Origin of the sequence: Streptomyces sp. NBC_00353, assembly GCF_036108815.1 — a bacterium.
In the GTDB taxonomy this organism is placed as follows: Bacteria; Actinomycetota; Actinomycetes; order Streptomycetales; family Streptomycetaceae; genus Streptomyces.
The window spans coordinates 504,024-529,691 of sequence record NZ_CP107985.1; the positions used below are offsets into that span (position 1 = coordinate 504,024).

Annotated in this window: 24 protein-coding genes and 5 pseudogenes; 9 read left to right on the forward strand and 20 right to left on the reverse strand. The window is 69.2% G+C overall.

All coding sequences use genetic code 11. The features are described 5' to 3' along the window. Positions 1-34: 34 nt before the first annotated feature. The 4 genes and pseudogenes from OHA88_RS02325 to OHA88_RS02340 all read right to left on the reverse strand — a co-directional run. Positions 35-602: pseudogene (locus tag OHA88_RS02325) on the reverse strand (transposase family protein); the annotation flags it as partial. A gap of 126 nt (positions 603-728) precedes the next feature. After that, positions 729-1,463 (reverse strand): hypothetical protein, encoded by a 735-nt coding sequence (locus OHA88_RS02330; protein ID WP_328623986.1) that lies wholly within the window; start codon positions 1,461-1,463, stop codon positions 729-731. Continuing rightward, on the reverse strand, positions 1,445-5,794 hold the full coding sequence (locus tag OHA88_RS02335) for a WD40 repeat domain-containing serine/threonine protein kinase (RefSeq protein ID WP_328623987.1): 4,350 nt from the start codon (positions 5,792-5,794) through the stop codon (positions 1,445-1,447). Before OHA88_RS02335 ends, OHA88_RS02330 begins: the two co-directional genes overlap by 19 nt. A 5-nt stretch (positions 5,795-5,799) precedes the next feature. Then, the gene (locus tag OHA88_RS02340; RefSeq protein ID WP_328623988.1) at positions 5,800-6,462 is read right to left on the reverse strand and encodes a DUF7019 family protein; all 663 of its coding nucleotides are present in this window, start codon (positions 6,460-6,462) and stop codon (positions 5,800-5,802) included. Positions 6,463-6,700: 238 nt separating this feature from the next. Here OHA88_RS02340 and OHA88_RS02345 point away from each other — a divergent pair, with 238 nt between their 5' ends. Beyond that, positions 6,701-7,165, forward strand: coding sequence for an AfsR/SARP family transcriptional regulator (locus OHA88_RS02345; protein WP_328623989.1), 465 nt, complete (start codon positions 6,701-6,703; stop codon positions 7,163-7,165). 125 nt (positions 7,166-7,290) lie between these two features. On the opposite strand, the gene OHA88_RS02350 is transcribed toward OHA88_RS02345, so the two are convergent. Further along, positions 7,291-7,665, reverse strand: a complete 375-nt coding sequence (locus OHA88_RS02350; RefSeq protein ID WP_328623990.1) for a hypothetical protein — start codon at positions 7,663-7,665, stop codon at positions 7,291-7,293. A gap of 417 nt (positions 7,666-8,082) precedes the next feature. Between OHA88_RS02350 and OHA88_RS02355 the strand changes: the two genes are divergently transcribed. Further along, the gene (locus tag OHA88_RS02355) at positions 8,083-8,904 is read left to right on the forward strand and encodes a glutaminyl-peptide cyclotransferase (RefSeq protein WP_328623991.1); all 822 of its coding nucleotides are present in this window, start codon (positions 8,083-8,085) and stop codon (positions 8,902-8,904) included. Positions 8,905-8,969: 65 nt separating this feature from the next. Here the strand turns inward: OHA88_RS02355 and OHA88_RS02360 are convergent, their stop codons facing one another. From OHA88_RS02360 to OHA88_RS44430, 3 genes are all read right to left on the reverse strand, one after another. Continuing rightward, entirely contained in the window at positions 8,970-9,233 is a 264-nt protein-coding gene (locus OHA88_RS02360) for a hypothetical protein (RefSeq protein WP_328623992.1), read from the reverse strand. Between the two features lie 40 nt (positions 9,234-9,273). Beyond that, positions 9,274-9,633: a hypothetical protein gene (locus OHA88_RS44425; RefSeq protein WP_443044153.1), complete on the reverse strand. Its 360-nt coding sequence runs from the start codon at positions 9,631-9,633 to the stop codon at positions 9,274-9,276. A 431-nt stretch (positions 9,634-10,064) separates the two neighbouring features. After that, positions 10,065-10,451 carry a DUF6193 family natural product biosynthesis protein gene (locus OHA88_RS44430; protein WP_443044154.1) on the reverse strand — a complete coding sequence of 129 codons (387 nt, stop codon included), beginning with the start codon at positions 10,449-10,451 and terminating at the stop codon, positions 10,065-10,067. Between the two features lie 186 nt (positions 10,452-10,637). Between OHA88_RS44430 and OHA88_RS02375 the strand changes: the two are divergent. Continuing rightward, a pseudogene (locus OHA88_RS02375) lies at positions 10,638-11,420 on the forward strand (IS5 family transposase); the annotation flags it as partial. A gap of 104 nt (positions 11,421-11,524) precedes the next feature. On the opposite strand, the gene OHA88_RS02380 reads toward OHA88_RS02375, so the two are convergent. Continuing rightward, on the reverse strand, positions 11,525-12,016 hold the full coding sequence (locus OHA88_RS02380) for a hypothetical protein (protein WP_328623993.1): 492 nt from the start codon (positions 12,014-12,016) through the stop codon (positions 11,525-11,527). Positions 12,017-12,587: 571 nt separating this feature from the next. Here OHA88_RS02380 and OHA88_RS02385 point away from each other — a divergent pair. Then, positions 12,588-13,778, forward strand: coding sequence for an IS110 family transposase (locus OHA88_RS02385; RefSeq protein WP_328623720.1), 1,191 nt, complete (start codon positions 12,588-12,590; stop codon positions 13,776-13,778). Between the two features lie 54 nt (positions 13,779-13,832). Here OHA88_RS02385 and OHA88_RS02390 read toward each other — a convergent pair whose 3' ends face one another. The 9 genes and pseudogenes from OHA88_RS02390 to OHA88_RS02430 all read right to left on the reverse strand — a co-directional run bounded on the left by OHA88_RS02390 (position 13,833) and on the right by OHA88_RS02430 (position 18,848). After that, complete coding sequence (locus tag OHA88_RS02390) at positions 13,833-14,069, reverse strand: hypothetical protein (protein ID WP_328623994.1); 237 nt, start codon at positions 14,067-14,069, stop codon at positions 13,833-13,835. Positions 14,070-14,301: 232 nt separating this feature from the next. After that, positions 14,302-14,595 (reverse strand): annotated as a pseudogene (locus OHA88_RS02395) (NF041680 family putative transposase); the annotation flags it as partial. After that, entirely contained in the window at positions 14,543-15,349 is an 807-nt protein-coding gene (locus tag OHA88_RS02400; protein WP_328629563.1) for an IS5 family transposase, read from the reverse strand. The pseudogene OHA88_RS02395 and the gene OHA88_RS02400, both read right to left, overlap by 53 nt. A 51-nt stretch (positions 15,350-15,400) precedes the next feature. Further along, positions 15,401-15,682: pseudogene (locus OHA88_RS02405) on the reverse strand (transposase); the annotation flags it as partial. Between the two features lie 15 nt (positions 15,683-15,697). Further along, a complete protein-coding gene (locus OHA88_RS02410) occupies positions 15,698-15,985 on the reverse strand; it encodes a hypothetical protein (RefSeq protein ID WP_328623995.1) in 288 nt (95 codons plus the stop codon). Between the two features lie 166 nt (positions 15,986-16,151). After that, positions 16,152-16,445, reverse strand: a complete 294-nt coding sequence (locus OHA88_RS02415; protein WP_326625536.1) for a DUF1330 domain-containing protein — start codon at positions 16,443-16,445, stop codon at positions 16,152-16,154. A gap of 33 nt (positions 16,446-16,478) precedes the next feature. Continuing rightward, the gene (locus tag OHA88_RS02420) at positions 16,479-17,912 is read right to left on the reverse strand and encodes an MFS transporter (RefSeq protein ID WP_328623996.1); all 1,434 of its coding nucleotides are present in this window, start codon (positions 17,910-17,912) and stop codon (positions 16,479-16,481) included. Further along, complete coding sequence (locus OHA88_RS02425; RefSeq protein ID WP_014173936.1) at positions 17,909-18,271, reverse strand: MarR family winged helix-turn-helix transcriptional regulator; 363 nt, start codon at positions 18,269-18,271, stop codon at positions 17,909-17,911. Before OHA88_RS02425 ends, OHA88_RS02420 begins: the two co-directional genes overlap by 4 nt. Before the next feature lie 127 nt (positions 18,272-18,398). Next, positions 18,399-18,848, reverse strand: a complete 450-nt coding sequence (locus OHA88_RS02430) for a transposase (RefSeq protein ID WP_443044155.1) — start codon at positions 18,846-18,848, stop codon at positions 18,399-18,401. A gap of 519 nt (positions 18,849-19,367) precedes the next feature. Between OHA88_RS02430 and OHA88_RS02435 the strand changes: the two genes are divergently transcribed. Continuing rightward, the gene (locus OHA88_RS02435) at positions 19,368-20,135 is read left to right on the forward strand and encodes a dienelactone hydrolase family protein (RefSeq protein ID WP_328623997.1); all 768 of its coding nucleotides are present in this window, start codon (positions 19,368-19,370) and stop codon (positions 20,133-20,135) included. Between the two features lie 225 nt (positions 20,136-20,360). Continuing rightward, positions 20,361-21,194 (forward strand): annotated as a pseudogene (locus tag OHA88_RS02440) (IS5 family transposase). On the opposite strand, the gene OHA88_RS02445 reads toward OHA88_RS02440, so the two are convergent. Beyond that, a complete protein-coding gene (locus tag OHA88_RS02445) occupies positions 21,128-21,391 on the reverse strand; it encodes a hypothetical protein (RefSeq protein ID WP_328629953.1) in 264 nt (87 codons plus the stop codon). The pseudogene OHA88_RS02440 and the gene OHA88_RS02445 sit on opposite strands and share 67 nt — an antisense overlap. Positions 21,392-21,948: 557 nt before the next feature. Between OHA88_RS02445 and OHA88_RS02450 the strand changes: the two genes are divergently transcribed. The 3 genes from OHA88_RS02450 (at position 21,949) to OHA88_RS02460 (ending at position 24,822) form a co-directional block, all read left to right on the forward strand. Further along, entirely contained in the window at positions 21,949-22,803 is an 855-nt protein-coding gene (locus tag OHA88_RS02450) for a septum formation family protein (RefSeq protein ID WP_328623998.1), read from the forward strand. Positions 22,804-23,484: 681 nt separating this feature from the next. After that, positions 23,485-24,129 (forward strand): hypothetical protein, encoded by a 645-nt coding sequence (locus tag OHA88_RS02455; RefSeq protein WP_328623999.1) that lies wholly within the window; start codon positions 23,485-23,487, stop codon positions 24,127-24,129. A gap of 93 nt (positions 24,130-24,222) precedes the next feature. Continuing rightward, positions 24,223-24,822 (forward strand): cation transporter, encoded by a 600-nt coding sequence (locus tag OHA88_RS02460; RefSeq protein WP_328624000.1) that lies wholly within the window; start codon positions 24,223-24,225, stop codon positions 24,820-24,822. 62 nt (positions 24,823-24,884) lie between these two features. Here OHA88_RS02460 and OHA88_RS02465 read toward each other — a convergent pair whose 3' ends face one another. After that, positions 24,885-25,649, reverse strand: coding sequence for a sulfite exporter TauE/SafE family protein (locus tag OHA88_RS02465; protein ID WP_328624001.1), 765 nt, complete (start codon positions 25,647-25,649; stop codon positions 24,885-24,887). Positions 25,650-25,668: the final 19 nt, after the last annotated feature.

Below are 25,668 nucleotides of genomic sequence, written 5' to 3' on the forward strand. Positions count from 1 at the left end.
GAGCTTGGCTCTCATTCAGTGGCGAAATGCCTCACCTGCCTGTGCTTCTCCGGCGCCTTGACGTCTTGTCCGCCCAGCACTTCAGGCCCGCCTCGGTGAGCGCGTCGATGATCCGGTGATGTCGGGCAGCAGTGAGGTCGTGGGTCGATCCGGGCAGGGCGGGCGAGGCCCAGACCAGGTGTCCGAACGGATCGGTGAGAACCTGGATGTTCATGCCGTGGCGCTCGTGTTTCCCGGAGTGGTACGGGTGTCCGCAGCGATCCGGTCGATCGGCAGCAGGGTGCCGTCCAGGATCACAATCGCCTTCTCGCGGATCGTCCGCATCGCCTCGGCGAGCGAAGGCGCGAGGGCGGCCAGGGCCTCGACGGCTTCGCGTATGCAGCGGTAGACCGTGGCGATCCCGATCCCGATGCCGAATCCGGCAGCGAGCTGGCGTAGGTATCACCGCACCGCGGGTGCGCGAGGGCGAGCAGAGCCTGGTGGCCGACGGGCAGGCGTCGCCACCGTGTACCGATATCTTCGCCTGCCGCCGCGGCCAGTTGACCGGTAAGGAACCGCAGGGTTCGGCTGGACAGATCGATCAAGGATGGGTCGACAAGCATGCGAAGCTCCTGGCGGACACGGGTGATCTTGGTCGAGAACCCGTCCACCGGGAGCTCATCGTTGCGCAGGCGCGTCCAACTTGCGGTCGACATCGGGGTGTTGGAATGTGTTCACGGAGGCCTTCCTCAGCCCGGCACTTCCAGCTCGATACCGCCGATCCGGCAGCTCAGTCGCCGGTCGGACCGAGTCCCGATCCTTCGGGCGCCTTTCAGGTTCTTCGCAAAGGCCTTGCGCTGGGCCGGACTGACAGAGCGCCAGCGCAGCTCGACGACCGGGCGCACCGGCGGGATGAGCTCCCGCAGCCGCTCGTCGACCTGGGCGAGGCGGGTCTCGTAATCGTCGTCCGGCCGATAGACCAGATCGAGGTCGACCGACGGCTCGGTGCCGCCGGCCTGGTGGTGACAGGCCGTGAGCCAGCCGGCGATCCAGTCGAGCGCGATCCGCACCGTGGAAGAGATCTGCTCCTGCCACTCGCCGAGGTAAGGCGCGTTCACCGAATCCGCGGTCACTTCCTCCGGCATCACGATCAGCCCGCGGACGGCGGTACCGAGCAGCTCGACGTGGATGCGCGGCCACAGGCCGCTCGCGTCGATCCGGAAAGAGGGAAAGCGCCCCGCCATGCCCATCCCCGTCCGCAGCTGAGCCCAGTTCATCGCGTCGGCCGGTGGCCGGTCGGGCGTGTACGGCCCGGTAGTCCGATGCCCGAGCTGACTGGCGCGCATCATGAACACGGCCGCGAACTCGTCGCCTCGCAACGTCATGCTCACGGGGAAGAACGCCCCGATCTCGCCCATGAATACCTTGCTGGTGATCAGGGCTTCGATACTGGACCGCCCCGGGATCATCGCCGCCTCCTCCATCGCCGCCGCGCCGGCTTCTCCGGCGTCGGTGCCTGCCCCCGCACGCTGTCCAGCTCGGTCTGGACGGCCAGCGTGTCCGGGTGGTCGTCGCCCAGCCGCAGCCGCCGTTTCGCCAGCACCTCGCGCAGGACCGGCTCGGCGTCGCCCGGTCGCCCGAGCCGGTGGTGCACCCGCGCCAGCCCCACCCGGGCGTCGAGCGTCCGGCCGTCGTCGCGGCCGAAGCGCCTCACGAGCCGGGGCAGCAGGTCGGCGTACATCCGTTCCGCTTCCGCCTGTTCGCCGCTCGCCGAGAGCAGGGACGCGAGCGCCGCGGTCGCCTCCAGGGTGGCCGGGTGGTCCGGCCCCAGGTCCTGTGCGCGCTCTCCGGTCACCGCCCGGACCAGCGCCAAGGCCTCCGGCTCCCGGTGCAGGTCGGTGAGGACCGCGGCCCAGCCGAGCATCGCGCCCTGGGTTTCGACGTGCCCGGCGTCCCAGAGGTGGGAGCGGACGTCGACGACGAGTTGCCATGCGTGCTCGGCTGCGGCCAGTTCGCCCTCGCGGTGCAGGACCGGGGCGGCCTCAGCCAGCGTGACGAGGTCGTCCTGGAGCTGCTCGGCGAAGTAGCCGGCCCAGAACTCCTCGGACCGGTTCAACTCTGCCTCCGGTCGCAGCAGCAGCGCGAGTCGTTCGGCCGTGCTCGGTATCTGTGTGGGCTCCCGGGTCGCCGCGTCCTCGGCCACGAAGCGTACGTACAGCCGATAGCCGGTATCGGTGCGCGAAACGATCTTGTCCAGTTCGCCGGCGAGCTCCAGGGTGCGGGTGACGGCGTGCCGCTGCCCGTCGCCGAGGCGGGCGAACGCCTCGACGAGCGCCGGGCGGCTGTCGTCGCGGGAAGGCAGCGGAACGGCGACCTCGGCCCGCAGCTCGTCGAGCGTGGGCTCGGCCTCCGGCCGTAGGGAGCCGGTCGCCGAGCCGAAGTCGTATTCCCAGTCCAGGGCCCAGGTCAGCAGGCGCCCGTGCTCGTCGCCGGCCAGGAGCAGGGTGCCGTCGGGGGCCAGCGCGACGTGCGTGACCGCGGCCGAAAAGCCGGTGAAGGCACGCAGTTGCCGGCCGGTGGTGAGGTCCCACAACCGGGCCTTCCGGTCCTCCCCGCCCGACGCCGCGAGCCGGAAGTCCGGTGTGACAGCCAGACTCCGCACGATGCCTACGTGCCCGGCCAGGACGTGGACGCAGCGCGCGCCCACGACGTCCCAGAGCCGGACGGTGCCGTCCACCGAGCAGGACAGCAGCCGCCGGGCGTCCGGGCTCGGCAGGACGTCGACCACGGCGTCCATGTGCCCGGTGAGTACCACCTCGCACTGTCCGTCGGCGGTCCGCCAGACCCGCACCGCTGCGTCGGCGCCACCGGTGACCACGAACCGGCTGTCGTCGCTCAGCCGCGCGGCGCCGATCCACTCGTGGTGCCCGCGCAGCACCCACCGGAGCTCGCCTGCGCGCAGATCCCAGATCTTCACGCTGACGTCCTGGCCGCGCGAGAGCCCGTAGCGGTGATCGGCGCTGACGGCCACGCCCAGCACCGCCCCCGAGTGCGCCTCCCAGCGCCCGATGGTCCGGCCGCTGACGATGTCCCAGGCCGTGACCAGGCCGTCGGCGGTTCCCGCGAGAGCCACTTGGCCGTCCTCGCTGACCGCGACGTAGTACACGTGGTCGCGGGGGCTGGTGAACAGCTGGACGATCCGCCTGTCGCGCGGGTGCCAGGCGACGACCCGGCCGTCCTCGCCCCCGGACACCGCGAGCCGGCCGTCGGCGGTCATCGCCACGGCGCTGATGTGGCCGGTGTGCAGGCTGAGCGTGTGCAGCAGCTGCCCGGTCTCGACGTCGAAGACCCACGCTTCGGCGCCGCTCCCGGCGCGGGCGAGCGCGGTGGGGCTGCGGCCGCTGAACTCCAGGGCCCACGACCGGCCGTCCTCCGGGACGATCCGGCCCGCGGACCAGGCGTCGGCGAGCTCGGTACGGCGGCCGAGGGCGCCGAGGCGGCGCCAGAGACGCACCGGCTCGGTGTGGCGCCGGTGCCCGGGCAGCGCGCGGGCGGCGCGGATCAGACCCGCCGCGTCGTCGTGCCGTCCGGTGCCGGCCAGCGTGGCCGCCTCCGCCAGCAGCGCGGCCGCCCGGGCGGCGGTGGCGGCGACGTCCGGGGCTTCGTGCGGGCGGACGTAGCTCCACGGAGCCGGCGGTCCCGCGGGCGGCAGGTGCCACACCCGCACGGACTTCCCCTCGGCGGTGACCGCGACCCGCCCGGCCGCGCTGAGCACGACCTCCTTGGTGTCGGGCGTCGGGTCAAGGGACAGGCGGCACCGGCCACTGCCCAGGTCCCACACTCTCGACGGCTCGTCCCGGCCACCGCTGGAGAAGCCGACCGTCCCGTCCAGGTTGACGGCGACCCGGCCGAAGCCGGTCTTCAGCTCCTGCCGCGGTTCGCCGGACTCGAGATCGACCAGGCGGACGTCCGTGCTGCCGAGGTCGACCACGGCGAGGCGGCCGTCGCCGCTGAACCGCGCCGACATCACGGTGCGGTCGAACCGGTGCACCAGCTCGCCCGTGCGGACGTCGTACACGGAGTTCGTGTGGCGCTGGTAGTCGATGACGGAGCACAGGGTGCCCTGTGCCCCGAGGACGTCCGCCTTGCTCTCGAACTGCCGGACGTCCAGGGGCTCGCGCGTCTCGAGGTCCCAGGTGACGGTTTCCCCTTCGAAGCCGCTGGTGACCGCGTGCCGCTGGTCCGCCGTCAGCGCGACCAGGCCCACCCAGCTGGGGTGGCCGGGCAGTTCGAACCCGGCCGCGGCTTCGAGGTCGAGCACGAGCGCCCGCCCGACACCCCCGCCGACGACCACGAGCTGTCCGTCGTCGCGCACCGCCACGGCCGAGGCACGATACTTCTCGAGCTGGAACTGTTGCCGGCACTCCTTCGTCGGGACGTCCCAGATCCGCAGCCCGCCGGAGCCGTCGGCCGAGACCGCGACCTGGCCGTCCGGGGTCAACGCGAGGGCGGCGATCCAGTCTTCGTGCTCCCCCGGCAGGACCGACTGCGCGGGGGCGGGTGCGTGCTCGACCGACGCGAGCGCGTCGGCGATCTGCGGATCGCCGGGCGTCCGCGCGTCCGCGTCCCGCAGCAGTGTGGCCGCCGCGACCGGATCGCCGCGTTCTCGGTGCACGAGCGCGAGCAGGTACTCCCCGACACCGTCACCCGGATCCCCGAACCGCAAGGACTCCAGTTCGTCGACCAGTTCGGCGTCGGTGATCACCCCGGTCCGCCATCGGTGCAGCCCGCGGTTGTAGCGGGCGTGCGGGTGGTGCGGATCCGCCCGCAGAGCCCGGGTCCACAGCTCCTCGGCGCTGTCGCGGCGGCCGAGGTCCAGCATGGACAGCGCGTGGTTGGACAAGCCGTCGGCGAGCAGAGTGGCCGCCACCGGAGCGCGCCGGGGATACGGGCCGACTTCCCGCTCGTGCACCCGGATCAGGCGCTCCGCGAGCGGCCCGAGCCGGGCGGGACGCGCGGCCGGGTCCTCGGTGAAGCACTCGCGCAGCACGTCCGCCACCTCGGCCGGCACCGGCAGGACCGCGTCCGGGGCCCCGGAGCGGGCGAAGCCGTCGAAGACGCCGCCCGCCGCGGTCCCGTCCGGGTCCGGTGGCCGGCCGAGGAACATTTCGAGGATGGTGACCGCCCAGGACCAGGTGTCCGTGGCCGTCGTGAGCCCGCCCGGCGACCGCGCCTGTTCGGGCGAGCAGTACGCGGGAGTCAGGCCGCCGCCGCTGACGAACGGATCCGCGTCCCCGGCTTCCTGCCCGGTGGCCATGCGGGCCCGGGCCATGCCGAAGTCGGTGACCTTGACCGTTCCGTCCCGGGTGAGCATCACGTTGGCGGGCTTGACGTCCTGGTGCACGACCCCGTTCTCGTGCGCGTGGTCGAGCCCCCACGCGGACTGGATGGCGACGTCCAGCACCGCTCCCAGGGGCTCGGTCCCGTAGAGGCTCCGGCTCCGGACGGCTTCGGCCAGGCTGCCGCCGTCCGCCCACTCCGCGAAGACCCGGGGCACGCCGTCGAGGGTGCGGACGTAGACGCAGTTCGCGATGTGCGGGTGCAGGCCCAGCCCGACCCACACCTCGGCTTCCCGTTCGAAGTCCCGGATCGCGTCCGGCGAGCGGACCAGTGCCCGGCGCGGGGTCTTCACCGCCAGGTCGATGTCCCAGCCGTGGTGCCGGACCCGGTGCACCAGTCCCATGCCGCCGGTGCGCACCACGTCCAGGACCTCGTAGAGGTCGAGGATCAGGTCCCCTCGGCGCCACGTCGCCATCGTCGTCAGTCGATGGTGGCGACGTACACCGGTGTCCCGAGCAGGACCGACCTGGCCGTGCCGTCCGGGCTGTCGCCGTGCAGCAGGCGCTTGGCCACGAACTCGACGTTCTGCGCAGGCCACCGCAGGCTCGCCACGGCGCCCTGCACCCGGGCGAGCGCGGCACGATCGGCCCGGTCGAGGTCGCCGTCCACCGCGTCGGCGACGTACTCGTCCTCGAGGTCCGAAGTGACTCCCAGCCCGTCGAGCATCGACGACATCATCGAGCGCCCCACCCCGCGCGCCTCGGCGTCCGGCACGGAGTCCCACACATGCTTGTACGAGCCGCCCAGCCCGACGACGGTGTTCTCGCTCCGCCCGCCGAAGAACACCAGCGAGGACGTGGGATCGCCGGGGAACGCCCCCCAGCGCATCGGCAGCAGCCCCCAGAAGAACTGACCCGGCTCGTCCACCGATCCGAGATCACCGCGATCGCGCAGGTACCCGACGACGGTCTCCAGCCGGCGGATCCGGTCGTCGGACGGGCCCTCGGTCGTTCGCTTCGCCGACAGCACCGTGAGATTCACGCCCAGCTCCGTCTGGCGCTTCGCCCCGAACCTGGGATCGATCTGCGGCAACAGCATGTCGATCTTGCTGTCGCTGACGTAAACGTAGTAGCTGAACGACATTGCCAGCTCCCTCCCAGGCATTGACCTGCCCCAGCGTAGCGATCACGGCCCGATGCGAGCCATCAGATGCGTGGATCGGGCACCGTGAGGTTGCGGTGCCCGCGCTCCGATCGGGATGACGCACACATTCAGAAGACCAAGTCGCGATCACGCAAAGGCCCTGAGGAACTGGCTGTGTTCGGCGCGGGCTACCGAGCTCGAGGGGACCGTCGTCAAGGACGATCCAGGTTGAACAGTCATGTGCGGCTTGGGTGCAGGTGGGGCCGGACATCAGCGATCGGCCGGCCGGTTCGAGGCCGCCCTCGACGGCTTCGGCCGGGCACTGTCGCTCGTACGCGGCCCGGTGCTCGACGGCACTCCCGAGGGCCCGGTGCTGACCCGCTTCTCCACCTGGGTGGAGGAGGAGCGGCTCGCCTTCCTGGAGCCTTCCGTCGATGCCAGTACGGCGCTCGGCCGGCACCGCGAGGTCATCAGCCTGCTGAACACCCTCACCGCCGAGTACCCGTTGCGGAAGTCCTTCTACCGCCAGCTGATGCTGGTGCCGTACCGCTCGGAGCGGCAGGCGGAGACGCTCCCGGTGTACCGCTCCGCACAGCCCGTCCGCAGATCCGCACTGGGCCTGGAGCCCTGCCGGTCGCTGCGCCGAATGCACCAGGCGATCCTCACTTCTGACCGGCTCCTCGATCTCCCCGTGGCGAGCTGACGGTGGCCATGAGGCACTCTGTGGCATCCGATGCGCCCATTCAGCCGGTGTTCGCCTGGGCGATCGGGTGAAACCGGTCTCCGCCCCCTCATCGATGTAGCCGAGTCCCGTTGCCTGTCCAGGCATCATGCCTGATCCCGCCCGCTCCTGATGGGTGCGGTATCCGAACCCCTGGGCACTCTGGAGAACAAGAAAGAGTCCTGATGAATATTCACCGGTTGGCCCAGTGGACGGCGCGCTGGACGCTGTGCGTGCTTGTGGGCATTGCCCTGCACGTTCATCAACACGGCCACCGTCTGCGGCGGCGGCAGCGGGTCGGCCACCGTGAGCAATCCGACGACGGTCACCGGCGGCACCTGCAACGGCGGGAACGACGGTGGGGGATCGATCCTGCCGACCAACCCCAACGGCATCCTCACGATGTTCAGCAACGTCAGCACCAGCAACAACATCATCAGCTCCGGCGGCAGCAACACCAACCAGACCTTCACGAAGACCACCGAATGACAACGACCTTCCGAGCGAGCCACCCCATCCCATGGCGGTGGCCCGGTTGCGTAACGGCGCCGTGTGCAGATCTTCCACCGCCGACCACTCCCGCCCGCCACGCTGCGCACACCAACGATCCGGATCGGCGGGCAGATCACACCTTCGAGGCCGAGCAGCCGCGCACATCGCACGTCTCGTGCCGAGGTCTCGAGACGTCAGTGGTCCGGCTCAACCCGGCGCCCTCGTATGGCGAACCAGCAGGGGAGGACTCTGTGTGTCAGGGAACACCAGCCGCAGGCCGCGCAGCGTTCCGGATGTCGGGTGGGAGGCCGTCGGTACTGTCGGCGGGCCCCAGAAGCGGTGAAACCAATACCGACGGCGACGCACTCCCGCCGCGGACCGGATCGGGCAACCTCCCACGGGCGGTCGTGTTGGCGGTGCTGGTCGGGGCGCTGCTCCCCGGCACTGTCGCAGCGTGCAGCCCCGGCGGCAAGGACGTGACCGCGACCAGCCGCCAAGTGCACCTCGGGGCCGATTCACACGGCGTGCCGTTGCTGCGAGCAGAAGTGCGAGACACCCTCCCCCACGACCCGCAAGCCTTCACCCAGGGCCTGGAGTTCCGCGGCGGCAGCCTCTACGAAAGCACGGGCCTGGTCGGCCGGTCCTCGCTGCGCGCCGGACGGCCGGGCAAGTCGCCCACCGTGTACGCCGAGCTGCAGGCGCCCTTGTTCGGCGAGGGCATCACCCTGTCCGGCGACAAACTCTGGCAACTCACCTGGCGCAACGGCACCGCCATCGAGCGCGACCCCACCACACTCGCAGAACGTCGCCGTGTCACCTACCAGGGCGAAGGCTGGGGCCTGTGCCACCAACGCTTCTCCGGGCGGCAACAGCTCGTGATGAGCAATGGCACCGACCGGCTCACGTTCCGCGACCCCAACACCTTCAAGGCAACAGGCAGCATCGACGTGCGCCAGGACGGCCAACCCGTGACAGGGCTCAACGAGCTGGAATGCGCGCCCGACGGCTTCATCTACTCGAACGTGTACCCGACGGACACGATCGTGCGCATCGACCCCAGCACCGGCACCGTCACCGCACACATCGACGCCACCGGACTCCTGACCCCATCCGAACGCAGCGGAGCCCAAGCACTCAACGGCATCGCCGCCGTGCCAGGAACCAACCTGTTTTTGATCACCGGCAAGCTCTGGCCCCGCATGTTCAAGGTCAGCTTCGTAGCAAAGTGACCGCCCTCGTCGGCATGCGACGGAGGGCAGGGCCGCGCTGTTCAAGCGGTCCCCCGCGGGCGTGGTCAGGTCAGTAGCTGTACCCAACTGGCGCTGAGTTCATCGAGCATCTGATTACGCGTCAGCTTCCAGTCGGCACGATCCCAGTTCTGGCCGACGAAGTCGAGCTGGGCCATCGCAAGAACGCCCCGAAAGTGGCGTTGATGGGGCTCGAGGCGCCCAGCCGTCGTCAGTCCGTCCTCGATGTCGCTGATGGCCTCCCCCATCCATCGCTCGCTGCTGACGCTGCCCCACACCACGTCGTCGACCGCGGCCGGGTCGAGGTACATGGGCCTTGGCCAGTACGCCCATCAGCGTGTGGCCGCCAGATCATCTGGGCGGACGCCGGCCCAGCGCGCAGCTGAACCGGCCGAACGGTGTCCGTGCCGCCATGTACTGGAAGGCGTCGGTCACTCGGCGATGCCTCCCACGAACGCAGGGGCGCCCGCGCCCTCGAGGTCCGTCCGTGCGAGCGCACCCGCGGTGTCCATCTCCCGGCCGGGCCGAGGACAGCGCGATGGGGACGAACATCGCGGGTTCCTCGTCCGGGGCCAGCGCGGTGGGACCGTACACCCAGTCGGTGAAGCCGTAGTCGTGGGCATCACGCCCGCGCATGATCGCGTTGCGCTGCAGCCGCTTCTCGCCGTCCAGGTGCCACAGGTCGCCCCACGCGCGGGCGGTGGACTGCACCCGGCGGCAGTGCTCGACGCAGACCGCCTCGTAGGAGGCGAGTCCGGCGTCCCAGTCCGGTACTCCGGCGTTCCCGGTGGACTGACGGGTGACTGAGTCACGGACGACAGCGTGCGCCGGGTTCGCCTACAAGACATGTAAATTCTGGAGAGCAGAACCACGGTGAACGAAGGCGCACCGGACGCCGAACCGGAAGGCCGCACCAGGCGTCTCAATGGCCGAGTCAAGCCGCCGACACTAGAGTCCGTGGGCAAGTTGCATGCGTCAGGCTGCTGGGAGCCGACGTACCTCTTGGCCTCGGCCTTCACTCCCGCCTCACCGACCTGCGGACCCACCGTCAGAGTAGGCGCTGACCTGAGGCTGATGGGTCGCCCGCTGCCACCGCTGGTTGCCCTTCGCCGCCCTCGGACGGCCCAGCGGTGGTCCGGCGCTTACGCCTGAAGGTACTCCTGGAGCGCCGTTATAGCCGTCGCCACGGACTCCTCAGCGCTGGTCGTTTCGAGCAGAATCTCGGTCGGATCATGCTTCTGCGCCACCGAGTAGCTGCCTCCGGGAAGAAGGGCGATACACACGGGGAGAACGTTGCCCTCCCCCAGCCAATGCCGCCGACCAGTGCTGAAACAAAGCCTGGCGTGGCTGGTGAAGGGATAGAACCGGCCGAGTGTGCTGTTCCGCGCCGCGTCCACGAGGGCTCCCATGATCGGCGGTACCCATGTCGTAGCGGAGCCTCGGGAGCGCTCGTCCCATTGCGTTGCGGCACGCGCTTGAAAGTCCCACTCTGCCTCGACCGAGTCTCGGGATTCGCGTTCTGGGTCCATGGTCTGATGCCCCTCCGAGATGCTTGCGGCACGGTACCGCCCGGGTAGTGGAGTCTCAATGCCCAAGTCAGGCTGCTTGGGCGGTTAACGGGGCAGGGGTGAACACCCGGTTGTCGCGCAGGAGAGCCCAGAGCACATCGGCCCGCCGGCGGGCGAGAGCGATGACAGCCTGTACATGCTTGAGTCATGGCCCGCTGGGCGGTAGCCGGGGTGATCGGGCAGATCCGTGACCAGCTCCGCAAGCGCGTCCGCCGGGACATGGGCCGATCGCCCGGGGGCGGTCGCCACCATCATCGACTCGCAGTCCGTGAAGGGCCGCCGAAACCGTGGGCAAGGACTCACGCGGCTACAACGCGGCGAAGAAGATCAACGGCCGCAAGCGCCACCTGGTCGTGGATACCAAGGGCCTGCCACTGTTCGTGATGGTCACCCCGGCCGACATCACCGACCGCGACGCGGCCAAGGAAGTGCTGTTCCGGCTGCGGCTGATGCACCCGGAGATCACGATTGTCCGGGCCGACTCGGCCTACGCCGGACAGCTCGTGACCTGGGCGAAGAAGTACCTGAACCTCACTGTCAAGACGGTCAGCCGACCCAAGGACGCGAAGGGGTTCGTCGTTCTGCCCCGCCGCTGGGTGGTAGAACGGTCGATCGCCTGGGTCATTCACGCCCGTCGGCACGGCCGCGACTACGAACGGCTCATCCAGCACTCCGAGTCGCTCATCACCTGGGTCGCGATCACGCTGATGACCAGGCGAATCACCCGCCGCACCTCCCGCCGGACCGGCCAGCCCGCCTCACGCGAGGCCCAGCGGGACTGACCGCGGTCACCGCCGCGAACGCCAACCGCGCCTTCCGACTCACGCACCCTCGCACGGAGCTGCACGGCCCGTCAGCACCGCAGCAGGGGCAGCTGAACTCAGCCTCCCGCTATCTCCACCGGCGCTTGGCACCGTAAGCGCGCACTGACCACACGCTCAGCGCCACTGACACGACGCCGTGAGGCAAACGCTCCCGCTAGAGCACACGGACGGCGGCATTCGCCTCACGGTCCAAGACCGGCGGGACAGAACCTAGCGGTTCGGGTAGTAGGCCGGGAAGCACACGGCGCCGTCCGCGCCGCAGATCTCCGTCTTCGGAATCTGGCGCGAGTGCTTCTCGTAGGAGATCAGGCCCAACTTGCGGCCCGAACCGAAGGTCACGACGGCGTCGTGGATCGGGCCCGCCGCCTCTGACATCGCCCCCTTGTAGTCGTACGGGCCGTGCTCGCCCTCGACGATGGCAAGGAAGACGAACAGGCTGGGCTGCTCGCCGGGCTTCTCCTGGTACGGCTCGCCCGTCGTCACGTTCAGGACGCCCTTGCGCGGCCAGCTCTCCGGCAGGGACCCGCACTCGATCCTGGCCAGCCCCTCGCGAACGATCGCGGAACAGTAACTACGGTCGTCCTTCATCCACAGGAGCTCACCGGCGTCCGGCGCATCCCGCCGGATCACCGCTACGAACTCGTCGGACGGCATCTCGTAGGACGACAGCGAGTTCATGCTCTTGCGGACCGACGCCAGCATCGGCCCGTCGGCGACCGTAGGCCGAGCCGCCCCGACCGGGACGGCGGGCCCCGACGAGGATGCCGGCTTGGGCGGCGAGGGTGACGCAGTGGGTGAGGCCTGCGTCTGCTGCGACTTCGGCGGCGCGGATCCCGACGGTGGAGCCGCCGTGCACGAAGTCACGGCCAGCAGTGCCAGTCCGTACCCCGCTCCGCGCGCGACGAGCCTGCGCCCGTGCCTGTTGAGCCCCATCTGCCCCACCCCCGTGATCGAACCCCCGCACCCCTCGAACGGGGCGAACCCGTCGAAGCGTAACGCTCATACCTGTCATGAACGGCTCAGGAACAGGTACTCAGCTTGTCCTACCTTCCAAGCGTGGGTCTGAGCTGGTCCTTCGTAAGATCAGCGGGCCCGGGGGTTCTGGGTATGGCTGTGAGCTTGTCGCCGTTCCATGGCTCAAAGAACTTGGCCGCCCGGAGCCCCGCGACGACTCGACCGCTAATTGGGATACGCGACTTGATCGCTGTGTAGGACAACGTCGGCGAGGTCGTCTGCGGGTCCGTGTGTGACGACGAGCTGGCGGAGGTGACCCGTGCCCCAGATCTGGGCCGGAGTGGACATCGGCAAGGAACACCACCACTGTGTGGTGGTCGACGAGCGAGGCGAACGCCTCCTTTCCCGCCGAGTTTTCAACGACGAACAGGCTCTGCTGGAGCTCATCGCAGACGTACTCGCGCTGTGCGAGGACGCCCTGTGGGCGGTGGACATCAACCATGGCGGCGCCGCGCTGTTGATCGGCCTTCTGCTCAACCACCGGCAGCCGATGGTCTACATCACCGGCCTCGCCGTGCACCAGGCGTCGACGGCCTACCGGGGTCAGGGCAAGACGGACGAGAAGGACGCGTTCGTCATCGCTGACCAGGCACGTATGCGCCAGGACCTCGGTCTCCTGCGGCCCGGTGACGAGATAGCCGTCGACCTGCGCACCCTGACCGCCCGCCGCCTTGACCTGGTCAACGACCGCACCCGTCAGACCAACCGACTGCGAGCTCAGCTACTTGAGTTCTTCCCTGCTCTGGAGCGGGCGTTGAACTTGAGCAAGAAGGGTCCGGTCGTGCTGCTGACCGGTTACCAGGCGCCGGCCGCGATCCGCCGCAGCGGGGCCAGCCGGATCGGAACCTGGCTGAAGAACCGCAAGGTGAAGAATGCAGCAGCGCTCGCCGAGACGGCCGTCGAGGCGGCCAAGTCGCAGCACACCGCACTGCCGGGTGAGACTCTCGCGGCCGCCATGGTGGCCCGGATCGCCAAGGGCGTGCTGGCTCTCAACGAGGAGATCGCCGAACTCGACGCGCTCATCGAGGGCCGGTTCAGCGAGCACCGACACGCTACGGTGATCCGGAGCCTGCCTGGCATGGGCTCCCTCCTCGGTGCCGAGTTCATCGCCGCTACCGGCGGAGACATGGAAACTTTCGGCACGGCCGACCGCCTGGCGTCCTTCGCCGGCCTCTCACCCGTGCCGCGGGACTCCGGACGCGTCAGCGGCAACATGCGCCGCCCACGCCGCTACCACCGAGGCCTGCTCCGGGCCTTCTATCTCTCCGCGATGGCCAGCCTGAGAACCTGCTCCGCCTCCCAGGCCTACTACGCACGAAAGCGCAACGAGGGGAAGGGCCACAAGCAAGCCTTGCTCGCTCTGGCTCGTCGACGAGCCAATGTCCTGTGGGCCATGATCCGCGACGGAGCATGTTACGAGGCCCTACCAACCGTCACGGCAGCGGCTTGACATCGTCATTGGGAAGTTCTTTAACCCTTTCGGCGTTCAGGGACTGAACTGGATTCAGAGTTTCAGTGGCCCGAAGGTGCCGTCTCGGAACATGAAGACGGTCGGCTCGGTGTCGAACTCCTCCCGGAAGTACCCGCTGTAGCCAGGTTCTTCGACGTGGGGTGCGAGCAGGTCCAGGACGGTGTAGAGGTCACCCATCATGTCGTCGAGCCAGAGGTTGCGGCTGAACAGTCCCCATGCGTGGAGCTCACCACCGGGCATGAAGCCTCGGGACTGGCGTCGTAGGGACACGAAATCGCCTCCTGGCAAGCGACTGTCCGGATCCGGGGAGAGTAGTGGATACGAGTGCTCCTCCGCGTCGAGCTCTGCTGGACGCTCGGGGGCCAGGCCGAGGTGCCATCGCAGGGCTGCCAGGACCGTGTCGGGCGTGTCGTCCCGGAGGATGCACGTGAAGACGACTTCGTAGTGGAGGCTCACGGGAGTGCATTCTGCCCGGCGCCACTGACAGACCCAGATCATGGCCTCACAGCCGGGCTTGATCACGTTCGATCAGGGTGCCCGGGCGTCTGACGGTCTTGCCCACGTCGTAGCGGGTGGCGGGCTGCTTGTTGTTCGAGCCGAGCGGGCGACCGGGGCCTGGCCGCGATGGTTTGGGCGCACGGGCCGGGCAGTGCAGGGTCGGGCGGAGGTTCCTGAACCCCCGGCGGACCCGGGCGGGTGTGAGCCGGCCGGGCTCGGCCGGCTTCTCCCAGGGGCGGCGGAGGTCAGCGGCCAGCGGCCGGACGAGGCGGAGGTGGGTGTGGGCCGCGATGACTAGGGCGCATATCGAGTCGTGATGAATTGGTGGTTGGGGTGAGGTCTTTGATCCAGATCATCGAGGCGCGCAGGTGGAGGCCGGCGAGGTAGCTGTTTGGGGTCTTGTCGTATCGGGTGGCGATGCCTCGCCAGGCCTTGAGCTTGTTGATCAGGCGCTCGACGGTGTTCCTCTCCTTGTAGAGGTCAGCGTCATGGCTGACGGGCCGGCCTCCCCTGGAGCCCTTCTTGTGCCAGTTGGCGGCCTGGTCCCTCTTCTCCGGGATGACCGCCTTGATACGGCGTTTGCGCAGGTGGGCGCGGTTTCCGCGGGACGAGTACGGCTTGTCCCCGGCAACTGCGTCCGGCCGGGTGCGGGGATGGCCCACAGGCCCGCGCACCCGCACCTTCTTCAGAATGGGGATGAACTGCGGGCTGTCCGCTGCCTGGCCCGCAGTCAGGACGAATGCCAGCGGGGGGCACTTCCGGTCGGCGGCGAGGTGGACCTTGCTGGTGAGCCGCCTCTGGAGCGTCCCAGGAGAGCGGCCTTCAGCCGGAGTTTCCGCCGTCGCCGGATGCGGCGTCGTTCTTCCCGTGCGGGATCGTCTTCGCAGTCCTGCCCGCTTTGTTCTTCGCGGCCGCCCCTTTTGACCTGGCCTTCTCCTCCTCGGCGGCGGCTTTCTCCAGGGCGGTGATGACGTCCTCGTCAAGGTGCATCCCCGCCGCGTCGTGGCGGCCCGGGCGGTGGTGGAGTCGATGCTGACCAGGGACAGGTCCACCTGACCCCGCTTTGCGGCTTCCGCGATCAGGCCCTCCAGCAGGGCCTCGAAGACCCCGGCGTCCCGCCACTGCCGGAAGCGGTTGTGGACGGTCGACCAGGCACCGAACTGCGCCGGCATCTCCCGCCACTGTCCGCCGGTCCTGAACCGCCAGATCACACCCTCGAACTGCTGCCGCAGCCGGTCGGGGTACGGGCCGTACTCGCCGACAGGCAGGTACGGCCCGATGAACTCCCATTCCTCATCAGTCAGTTGCACTCGCGTCATGCAAGAAGATCTATCCTTCCCGGCCGCGCCGCGGGAGCGAAATCTGGGGCTGCCACCGTCCGCCATCGAGTCGAACTGGGCTCAGCCGAGACCACGATGGGCGGCCCACAACCTCCCAGCACGGCTGGCAGCGTCTGCGACCAGGGACGCCAGTTCGGGTTTGTCGGGGACTGGGAACGAGACGTATGCGCCCCGACCACCACCGACGGGTCGGCCATAGGCCTTTGCGGCGAGGCTGCCGTCCGGGAGAAGCCGGACGTTGAGTGTGGTGAGCGTGAACGCTTCACCGCGTCGCGTGTCCGTCCAGCGGAGCGCCTGCGGGATCGTGACATTGATCGCCAGAGCACTCACTTCCAGGTCGCTGCTCATGGACGGATGATCTCACGCGAGTCCCCACAGGCGGCCACCACCGGCTTATGCAGCAGGCAGTTTGATCACGACTCAATACGCGCCCTAGCTGGTGACGCCCTTCACGCGAGCGGGCCGGTATACCCCAGAATCCTGCTGCTTCAGTGAAGATCCGACTGGACCTCGGTCAGTCGATGCCTTCGACGATGCGGAAGTCGCGCTCGACGCCGTCGGAGAGGGCGACCAGCGCCTCCTGGTAGGCCGCACTCTCGTGCGCCGCGACGGCCTGCTCGAAGCTGTCGAACTCGATCAGGACGGTGCGCTCGGCGATTCCGGCGTCATGCGCCACGACCCGACCGCCACGGGCGAGGATCCGACCGCCCCCGGCCTCGACGGCCGGACCGGCCAGCTTGTTGTAAGCAGCCAGCTTCTCAGGGTCTGAAATGGTGCGGTAGGCGCTGACCCAGTAGCCCTTGGGCATGGAACCTCCAGTGTTGGGATGAGTGCATCTGACTTACGGGTTGATCTCGGACGAGCGTCGGCGGGCGAGAGCGAGGCTTGTCAGCGTCGTGATCGCCATGGCGCCGATGCCGACCAGCGCCGCGGTGGTGTAGGCACTGTCGTCGGGGAAGAGGTGGCCGGGGCCGGTGCCCGCGGCGAGGATCAGGCCGCCGATGGCGCTGCCCAGGGAGTACCCGACGCTGCGGACGACGTAGTTGAAGCTCATGGCGCTCGACGTCTCGCTCTTGGGGGTGACGGCCAGGATGACGCCGGGCATCGCGGCCGAGAAGCCGCCGACGCCGAAGCCGAGCACGCCCATCGCCGCGAACAGTTCGGCCAGGTCCGACCGGGCCGCCGCGAACAGGGCGAACCCGCCGCCGACCACGACGGCGCTGCCGGCCAGGAGCAGGGGGGCGGCGATCCGCGTCCGGACCCGCGGCGTGAGCTTGCCGGCGACGAACCCCAGCACCGAGAACGGGATGAGGACCAGCCCGGCGACGAAGGTCGTCAGCCCGAAGCCGTAGCCGGCGCCGTGCGGCGTCTGCGCGTACCGGGTGATGAGCGTGAGCAGGAGGTACATGCCGATCCCGCCGACGAACATGGCGAGGTTCGCCCCGGCGACCGCCGGGTGCCGCACCGCCCGCACATCGACCAGGGGCGTCGTGCTGCGCAGCTCGATGACGGCCCAGACGCAGAGCAGCACCACCGCGACGACGGCGAGGCCCGCCGCCCCGGCGAGGTGCCGGCTCCACAGATTCCGTTCGCCGGCGAGGAACAGCACCAGGAGCAGCGCAGCGGCCAGGACGACCGCTCCGCCCACGTCCACGTGGGCGGAGCGGCCTTCGGGGGCTTCGGGCATGGAGCGCCACGCGGTCAGGAGGGCGGCGGCGGTGACGACCAGGCCGAGGCCGTAGGCGGCCCGTACCCCGCCGAGCTCGGCGAGCAGTGCGGCCAGCGGGTAGCCGACGCCGGCCCCGATGATCGAGACCACCGAGATCAGGGCGATCACGGCCGCGCTGCGCTCCTCGGGGAGGTGGTCCCGGGCCACGCCCATCATCAGCGCCGTCAGCCCGAGCCCGACGCCCTGGGCCGCCCTGCCGGCCAGCAGCCACGCGAACGGCAGCGGCAGCACGGTGAGCGCGCTGCCGGCGACGACGACCGCCAGCGTGGCGAGGATCGTGGCCCGCCGGTGCGGGCCGGCTCCGAGCCGGCCCAGGACCGGCGTGGCGACGGCGCCGCTGAGCAGCGCGACGGTCAGCGTCCACTGCGCGCTGCCGAGCGAGACGTGGAACGAGGTCGCCACGCTGGTGATGAGCGGCGTCCCGAGGCTGGCGACCGCCGCCACGACCAGAGCGATGAACATCAGGGCGGGGACCAGCAGCCGCGCCTCGGAACGCGCCACCGGGAACGCCTTCACCGCGACCCCGCCGACCGGCTGCCCGGTCACTGCTTCGGCCCTTCGCGGTCCTGGCTTTCGAGCTCTGCCAGATGCTTCAGCGCCGGAAGGGCCGCCACCAGCGCCTCGACCTCGTCGCCGGTGAGCTCGCCGATCAACCGCTCGAACGCGTGGACGCCCGCCTGGCGTCGCGTCCGGACATAGGAGGCGCCGGCCTCGGTCAGGCACACCAGCGTTACCCGCTTGTCGGACGCGTCGCCCCGCCGCTCGACCAGGCCGGACTCCTCCATCACCCGGACCAGGGCGGTCATCGCGGGCTGGGTGACGCCCTCGACCGCGGCCAGATCGGTGATGCGCCGCGGGCCGGTCCGGTCCAGGGTGGCCAGGGTGGCGGCGGACGTCAGGCTCATGTCCCGGGGCAGGCGTCTCGCGGCCCTGGTGGCCAGGCCGTAGAGGGCTGCCCCGATGGCGGCGGACGCGCCAGGAGCGGTGTCTTGACGGCTCATGCTCGAAGCATAGCATTTTTATATTCATAGCTTATGGAAATGGTCGACTGGCGCGGGCGGCGCGCCCCTTGAGCAGGCCGGCCCGCCGGATCCGGGTCAGCGCCAGGCCCAGCAGCCGGTCGGCGCGGTCGCCCTCGGCGAGCCGGTCGCGGAAGTCGGACAGCACGCTGCGGTGGAAGCCGGGGTCTTCCAGCTCCAGGCCGAGGGCGTACTTGAAGTCGATGCGGCGGCGAACCGCCTCGGCGGCCTGGCGGTCCGACAGGTTCAGCGCGTACTGCAGCACGCAGACGGAGGCCAGCTGCGCGGGCAAGAGCCCGGGGCGGCCGTCGCGCGGGTACCAGGCGGTGAAGTCCTCGTCGCCGAACAGGCCGTCGAGGCGGTCGCGGATCCACATCGCAGCGGTGCCGTGGGGGTTGCCGGCCCGGGCGACCCGCACGGTCAGCGCCGGGATCTCGGCTCCGGGACGGGGCTGGAGGGACATGTCAGGCTCCTGGGGGACATGGGCAGGACGCTCCCACAAGCCTGACGCAACGTCACGGTCATTGACTGTCCGTCCTCAAGATTCCCGACAGAGTCCGATCCGGAAGACCTGGCGCACATCTCGCCGTACCTGACCGAACACATCAACCGGTTCGGCGAGTACAGCACCCACGAACTCGGCATCCAGCCCGAGGCGTACGACCCGAAACTCGACGTCGACTTCGCCCCGCTGCGCGAGCAGGACCTGACCGCCGCCGGTCTCGGCCAGGCTGCCTGAGCCGTGAGGGAACTAGCTGGTGACGCCCTTCACGGGAGCGGGCCGGTATACCCCAGAATCCTTCTGCGAGGGTCAGCCTCCAACACCGTGGCCCGGGCAGGTGATCCGATAGCGCTGCCGTGGGGGCGGGGTTTGTGACGGTTCTTGTGGGCCCTCGCCGCATTTCAGAGGGATACCCGCGCTGTTCTGCCAGCGGCAGAACACCGGCCGGACCGGGCTCGACGATCACTACAGTCCAGTCTCATGACGACGATTACGACGCGTGCGGTCGAGTATCCGGCCGACGGTTTGACAATGATCGGGCACCTCGCGCTCCCGGCCGGTGTCGACCGCCGGCCCGCGGTGCTGCTCGGACCAGAGGGCATGGGGCTCAGCGACGTCGAGCGCCGCCGGGCCGATGCTCTCGCCGAGCTGGGATATATAGCGCTGGCCTTCGACCTTCATGGCGGGCGCTATTTGAGCGACCCCGAGGAGATGCTGGCCCGTTGCCTGCCGCTGCTCGCTGATCCCGAGCGGATGCGAGGCATCGGCCATGCGGCGCTCGATGTGTTGCGCACCGAACCGCGGACCGACCCCGACCGGATCGCCGCCGTCGGCTATGGCACGGGGGGTGCCGTCGGGCTGGAACTCGGGCGCGGCGGCGTCAGCCTGCGCGCGATCGGGACAGTCAACGCACTGACCACGGGCCGACCGGGCGAGGCGGCGCGCATTCGCTGCCCGGTGTGGGCCGGGGTCGGGTCGGAAGACCCGATCATGCCGCCCGCGCAACGGAACGCGTTCACCGCTGAGATGCAGGCCGCGGGCGTCGACTGGCGCCTCGCGGTCTACGGCGGCGCCTTGCACGCCTTCCACCACCCGCCGGTCGGCCACCCCGTGGTCCCCGGCGTCGGCTACCACCCACGGCACGCGCAGCGAGCCTGGCGCGACGTCGTCGACCTGCTCGCCGAGTGCCTGCCCGTGACGGAGGATCTGGGGCATGACCCAGGTAAGCATGCTGGCCCCGGGCACTGACAGTCCACTCCCCTCAAGTCCGCACAGCAGAAACGCATTCGGGCGGTTACTCGATCGCGGAGACATATTCACAACTACCGCAGTAAATACCGGATTTACTGCGGCAGGGCCCCTACCGTGATCACCGCGACCTGCGGCGGACCAATCCGGCCGCCGGGGCGAGGTGTACGCATTTAGAACTCCTAACGAAATGATCTTCGAGGTGGTTGGATCACTCCGGGACTGATGATCCGGGGGTGTGGCGTGGCTCGGCCGAAGCCGTGCGAAGTCGATGACGATCTGTGGGCGGTGGTCGAGCCGCTGCTGCCCAAGGTGGAGCGGCGGACCCGGCATCCCGGGCGCAAACGACATCCGGACCGGCTGGTCTTTCAGGGCATTCTGTTCGTGCTGCATACCGGGATCGCTTGGGAACATCTGCCGCAGGAACTCGGCTTCGGCTCGGGCATGACGTGCTGGCGCCGTCTGGCCGAGTGGACCGAGGCCGGCGTGTGGCCAAGGCTGCACGAGGTGCTCCTGGCAAAGCTGCGTAGAGCGAACGCCCTGGACTTCTCCAGGGCAGCGGTCGATGGATCCCACATCCGGGCGTTAAAAGGGGCTCCAAGACGGGACGAAGCCCTGTTGACCGGGGCAGAAGCGGCAGCAAACACCATCTGGTCACCGACGCCACCGGCATCCCGCTCGCCGCCACCCTGACCGGCGGCAACCGCAACGACGTCACCCAACTGATCCCGCTGCTTGAAGCAGTGCCACCTGTGCGGGGCAAACGCGGCCGGCCCAGGCGCCGCCCCGACGTGGTGCTGGGCGACCGCGGCTACGACCACGACAAGTAACCGCCGCCTCGTCCGGAATCTTGGAGTGAAGCCCGTGATCGCCCGCCGCGGTACCGAGCACGGCTCCGGACTCGGCACCCAACGCTGGGTCGTGGAGCGTGCATTCGCCCACCTGCACTGGTTCCGCCGCCTGCGTATCCGCTGGGAGATCCGCGACGACATTCATGAAGCTTTCCTCACCCTCGGATGCGCACTCATCTGCTGGCGCCGCTTGAACTCATTCCGATAGGAGTTCTTAGTGCTGAGGTATTCGATGACGCCCTTGCCGAGGATGAGTATCTGGGTGTCGGCTTCGCTCTGCTCGCTGCTGATGGGCGTGTGCAGGCCGGCGAAGGCTGTCTGGTCGGCGGCGTCCCAGGCCCGGTGGACCGGCTGGCCGACGACGGCAGAGAGCGCCGTGCTGAACCGCTCGCGGGCGTATGCCAACCGGCGCAGCGGATCGGCGGTCCCGTCGGTTCACTGGCCTAGGATGTCGCGGCGCCGGCGCTCCTGGTCAATGCCGCCGCGGGGTGGGATGTTGAAGCTGAGCCAGTGAGCGCGCTCAGCACTCGGCAGGTCGCGGCCGAGGCCACCGAGGTACGTCCTCGTCGTTGCGGCCGATCGAGATGCCCCACAGGCCCAGACACGACAGCCGGCCGTTGCTCACCTGGTAGTGGGAGGGCTCGGAGGCGTAGCGGCCCAGCACCTCGCGCCGGAAATAGACGCGAGTCAGGTAGTCGGGGGTACCGAGGCCGTTGAAATGGCTGCCGGGCCGGTCCGGGTCGCAGTCCCGGAGGCCGCTTTCTCGACGAACCCCGGCCGACGATGGAGTGACAGCGATGCCTCGTTGGTGCGAGGATCCTGGCTTCGCACTCGTATCTACCCAGGTCAACCGGAGACCCATGTCCGCCATACCGCCGTCCACGCCGCCAGAGTCCGGCATCGCCGCGCTGGCATTGCTGCGCAGACTCAACAGGAGAGGTCGCGGACTTGCTATCGCTGGTATGGCTTCCAGCGCGGCGCTGGTGCTCGGCGGAGTCGCCCTGGCGTTGGGCCCGATCGGCGGGTCGATCTTCGGCGGCGTCGACGCGGATCCGGACAAGCGGGTGTCCGGGGCGGGTGACCGGTCGGCCGCCAGCCTCGCGGTGGGCGAATGCTTCACCAGCTCGCAGCGGGGAGAGGTCTACTCCGCGATACGCGTGGCGTGCTCCCGACCACACGACGGCGAGGTGTTCGCCACGGTCCCCCTCACCGGACCTGGCGGCACCGACGATGCCCTCGCGAAACACTCTTACCACCAGTGCAGGAATCGGCTGACCGACTACATCATGGACGATTGGTCGATGCCCGACACACTGGGCGTCAACTACTTCTATCCGACCCGGGAGACCCGGCAGTCGGGCAGCACGACCGCCGTCTGCTTCACCGCCGACACGCACGGCCGGACCGCCAGCAGCGTACGCAAGGACGAGACCAACCTGCCGGCGGACCAGATTGCCTTCCTGAGGCTGGAGCTGGCGTCCGGGCGTGTCTGGAAGACCCATCCGGACCTGGGTAGCCTGGCCGCCAACCGCGCCTGGTCGGTGAAGTTGGCGGCCGCGCTGGACCACGAGGCGGACAGCCTCGAGCCCGCCACCTGGCCGGTCGGCGCCAGGCCAAAGGTCGCCGCTTATGTCGGGGAGCTGCGGAAGAGCGCCGAGCTGTGGCGCAAGGCTGTGGCAGCACACGACTCGGACAGCTACTTCGCCCGCTCCGACGACGCCTGGGGCCACCCTGACTACAAGTACCAGCGGGATGTCCGCAATGCCCTGGGGCTGGCTTCGAACCTTCCCGCCACCTGCTTCGGGCCGCCGTTCTAGAGCGAGAGATCCTGACCGAGCGGGATGGGAGCCGGGGGTGAGTGGTGGGTTGAGGGGGAGGTAGGCAGTCAGTCGTTGAGCGTGTCTGCAAGAAGCAGGACGCCCCCCGTGAAGAATCCGCTCCCCAAAGCATCAGGAAGTACGGGAGAACCACGGTCACGATTCGCTGAGCGGATTAACGGCCGCGTGGGGCAGGTCCGATCAGCTTCGGGAGCGGGCCGTCCCGACGCACCCGCAATTTGCGATGCATGGCCACGCCGAACCCGAGCGCCGCCGCCCCGAGTAAGAGGAACGGAAGATCGAAGGAAAGGGGCGGCGCCCCCACGAATTCACAGTGTCCGTTCTGCCACACCGTGCCGTCTGCACACCCAGACATGTCCCTGCCCCTCCCGCCGACCGTCTGGGATCGTAGCGCCGCAGGAGTCGTCAGGACATCATCTCGGCACACAGACGTCGCTGATGAATTGCCCTACTTACTTGAGGCGGCACACTCCAGAGGAAGCCGCTCCAGACACCGGGCGACCGTGCCCCAACCGTGCCCGATCAAGCGGCGAACCACGGACAGCCACAGCGGGGGTGAGGTTGGGCAAGTGCTTCACATCGAAGTTTGAGTGAGTACCCCTGCCTACGTGAGTATGCGTACTCACGCGCAGGGGGTCGGCTTGATCAGAGGCTGTGCGCATGACACGAATCCCCGCCTCAACCAGCACGTTTGCCCGCTCCCCGCGCCGCCTGCGCCTCACTCTCGCCATAACAGCCTTCTCTGTGCTCACGCTTGGTGCGTGCGGCACCGAACGCACCGTAAAGACGACCGTCGGCGCAGAGCAGACCAAGCGCGCGGAAGCCGTCGGAGGCCAGGCAGGTCCTCCCCTCACTCAGATCCTGGACAGGATCGAGCAGTCGTGTCCCCCGAGCGCCCCGCCAGAGGGGCCGCCGACGGGTCCGGCGGAGGCACTGCCGCCGGGTGCCGAGGTGCCGAGCGATGCGATCGAGCCGATCGCCCCTACAGCAGGGCCGGAGGTGGAGTTGAACGCTCGCGACTGGTGCGCGAGCAACCTCCATGAGGAGCGCATCGCCCAGGCACTCTGGCATCTGGTGGACCCCACCCCCACCAAGGTCAGGACGATCCTGAACGACCTCGGCTATACCGACGAGCGCATCCACGACCTCAAGCAGTCCGGTGCGACCACGCGGTTCTTCCTCGACCTGCGCGAGAAGGGCGGGCGGCTCTGCTTGAAGGGCTCGGCAGCCGGCGAGAAGACCATCGTCGATAAATGCGTAGCCCCCGCGACCGGACCGTTCACGCCTGGAGATCGGAAGCAATGACCACCAGCTTCGGAACCGGTCGACAATCGCTGTTCCTTGAGATGCACGAAGCCACACCATCAGTCTCCGTGTGGGGCCTGAGAGGATCGCGCGGTGAACACGGTGCATGAAACGTCCCGCAAAGCCCTGCTCCGTCGGGGCTTCGCCCTGGAATACGCCACCCTAGGCTGGAACGTGGTCGGCATCGCCGTCCTCGCGGCAGCCGCGATCTCTGCTCGTTCGGTGGCCCTGGCCGGGTTCGGCCTGGACTCCCTCATCGAGATCGGCGCGTCCACCGTGGTGATCTGGGAGCTCTCGGGCGCCGGTGAGGACCGCCAGCGCCGCGCGATGCGCCTGATCGGTGTGGGCTTCGCCCTCCTCGCGCTCTACCTGCTGGTGCAGTCAACCTGGGCACTGGCCACCGGCTTCCATCCGCACCATTCGCCCCCGGGCATCGGCTGGACCGCCATCACCGCCGCCGTCATGTTCGCCCTGGCCGCGGGCAAGGCCCGCACCGGCGCTGCTCTGGACAACCCGGTCCTCAAGACCGAGGGCCGCGTCACCCTCATCGACGGCCTGCTCGCCGCGGCCGTCTTGCTCGGCCTGGTCCTCAACACCGCCTTCGGCTGGTGGTGGGCCGACCCGGCCGCCAGCTACGTACTGGTCTACTACGCCACCCGCGAGGTCCGGGAGATCTTCTCAGGCGACCACTGACACTTCCCGACCCGGACGCCGTCGAGGACGACGGCGAAGACGAGTAGATTTGGGCGGGAGCATCAGTCGTGGCGGGCGAGCTTGACGGCGGAGACGAGCAGGATCACGGCCAGCGCGGGGATGAGCACCAGGTCCGGGAACACGCCGAGCAGCAGCCCGCCCAGCACCGCCCCGGCGATCGAACCCGCGACCATGACCAGGGCGAAACGGCGGTTGGCGCCCAGCACCGCGAAGCTGCCGTCCCGGCTGTAGCGGGCGAAGGCGACCAGCATGGTGGGCAGCGACACCAGCAGCGAGAGGCTTCCCGCCGTCTTGATGTCCTGCCCGAACAGCAGCACGATCGTGGGGATCAGCAGCTCGCCTCCGGCCACGCCCATGATCGCCGCGACCACCCCGATGCCGAACCCAGCCACCACCCCGATCGGCACCTGTGCCCCCAGCGGCAGGTCGAGCGTTCCCAGCGTGGTGGTGTGCGTGACGAGCAGGGCCGCGGCCATGAGCACTATCAGGGCGCCCAGCACCTTGTACAGGGTGGAGGAGCGCATCCGCACCGCCCACGACGCCCCGGCCCAGGCACCCAGCAGGCTCCCGGCGAGCAGGTTGACCGCGACGGGCCAGTGCGCGGCCAGATCGGAGGCAGACACCGCCGCCAGGCGGGCGGGCAGCGCGGCAAGGACCACGACCAGGCTCATCGCCTTGTTCAGGATGACGGCGGAGAGTGCGGCGAATCCGAACAGGCTGATCAGCAGCGGCAGGCGGAACTCCGCACCGCCCAGCCCGATCATCCCGCCCAGCACGCCGATGGCCGCCCCGGCACCGAACACCACGGGTATCGAGTGCGTCGAG

What these genes read in the sequence shown, in the direction of transcription:
- OHA88_RS02330 (WP_328623986.1), bottom strand. Translation starts at nt 1,463, where the DNA reads ATGGAGGAGGCGGCGATGATCCCGGGGCGGTCCAGTATCGAAGCCCTG.
- OHA88_RS02335 (WP_328623987.1), bottom strand. Translation starts at nt 5,794, where the DNA reads ATGGCGACGTGGCGCCGAGGGGACCTGATCCTCGACCTCTACGAGGTC.
- OHA88_RS02340 (WP_328623988.1), bottom strand. Translation starts at nt 6,462, where the DNA reads ATGTCGTTCAGCTACTACGTTTACGTCAGCGACAGCAAGATCGACATG.
- OHA88_RS02345 (WP_328623989.1), top strand. Translation starts at nt 6,701, where the DNA reads ATGTGCGGCTTGGGTGCAGGTGGGGCCGGACATCAGCGATCGGCCGGC.
- OHA88_RS02360 (WP_328623992.1), bottom strand. Translation starts at nt 9,233, where the DNA reads ATGTACCTCGACCCGGCCGCGGTCGACGACGTGGTGTGGGGCAGCGTC.
- OHA88_RS44430 (WP_443044154.1), bottom strand. Translation starts at nt 10,451, where the DNA reads ATGGACCCAGAACGCGAATCCCGAGACTCGGTCGAGGCAGAGTGGGAC.
- OHA88_RS02380 (WP_328623993.1), bottom strand. Translation starts at nt 12,016, where the DNA reads ATGCTGGCGTCGGTCCGCAAGAGCATGAACTCGCTGTCGTCCTACGAG.
- OHA88_RS02410 (WP_328623995.1), bottom strand. Translation starts at nt 15,985, where the DNA reads ATGAGCAGCGACCTGGAAGTGAGTGCTCTGGCGATCAATGTCACGATC.
- OHA88_RS02415 (WP_326625536.1), bottom strand. Translation starts at nt 16,445, where the DNA reads ATGCCCAAGGGCTACTGGGTCAGCGCCTACCGCACCATTTCAGACCCT.
- OHA88_RS02425 (WP_014173936.1), bottom strand. Translation starts at nt 18,271, where the DNA reads ATGAGCCTGACGTCCGCCGCCACCCTGGCCACCCTGGACCGGACCGGC.
- OHA88_RS02430 (WP_443044155.1), bottom strand. Translation starts at nt 18,848, where the DNA reads ATGTCCCTCCAGCCCCGTCCCGGAGCCGAGATCCCGGCGCTGACCGTG.
- OHA88_RS02435 (WP_328623997.1), top strand. Translation starts at nt 19,368, where the DNA reads ATGACGACGATTACGACGCGTGCGGTCGAGTATCCGGCCGACGGTTTG.
- OHA88_RS02450 (WP_328623998.1), top strand. Translation starts at nt 21,949, where the DNA reads ATGGCTTCCAGCGCGGCGCTGGTGCTCGGCGGAGTCGCCCTGGCGTTG.
- OHA88_RS02455 (WP_328623999.1), top strand. Translation starts at nt 23,485, where the DNA reads ATGACACGAATCCCCGCCTCAACCAGCACGTTTGCCCGCTCCCCGCGC.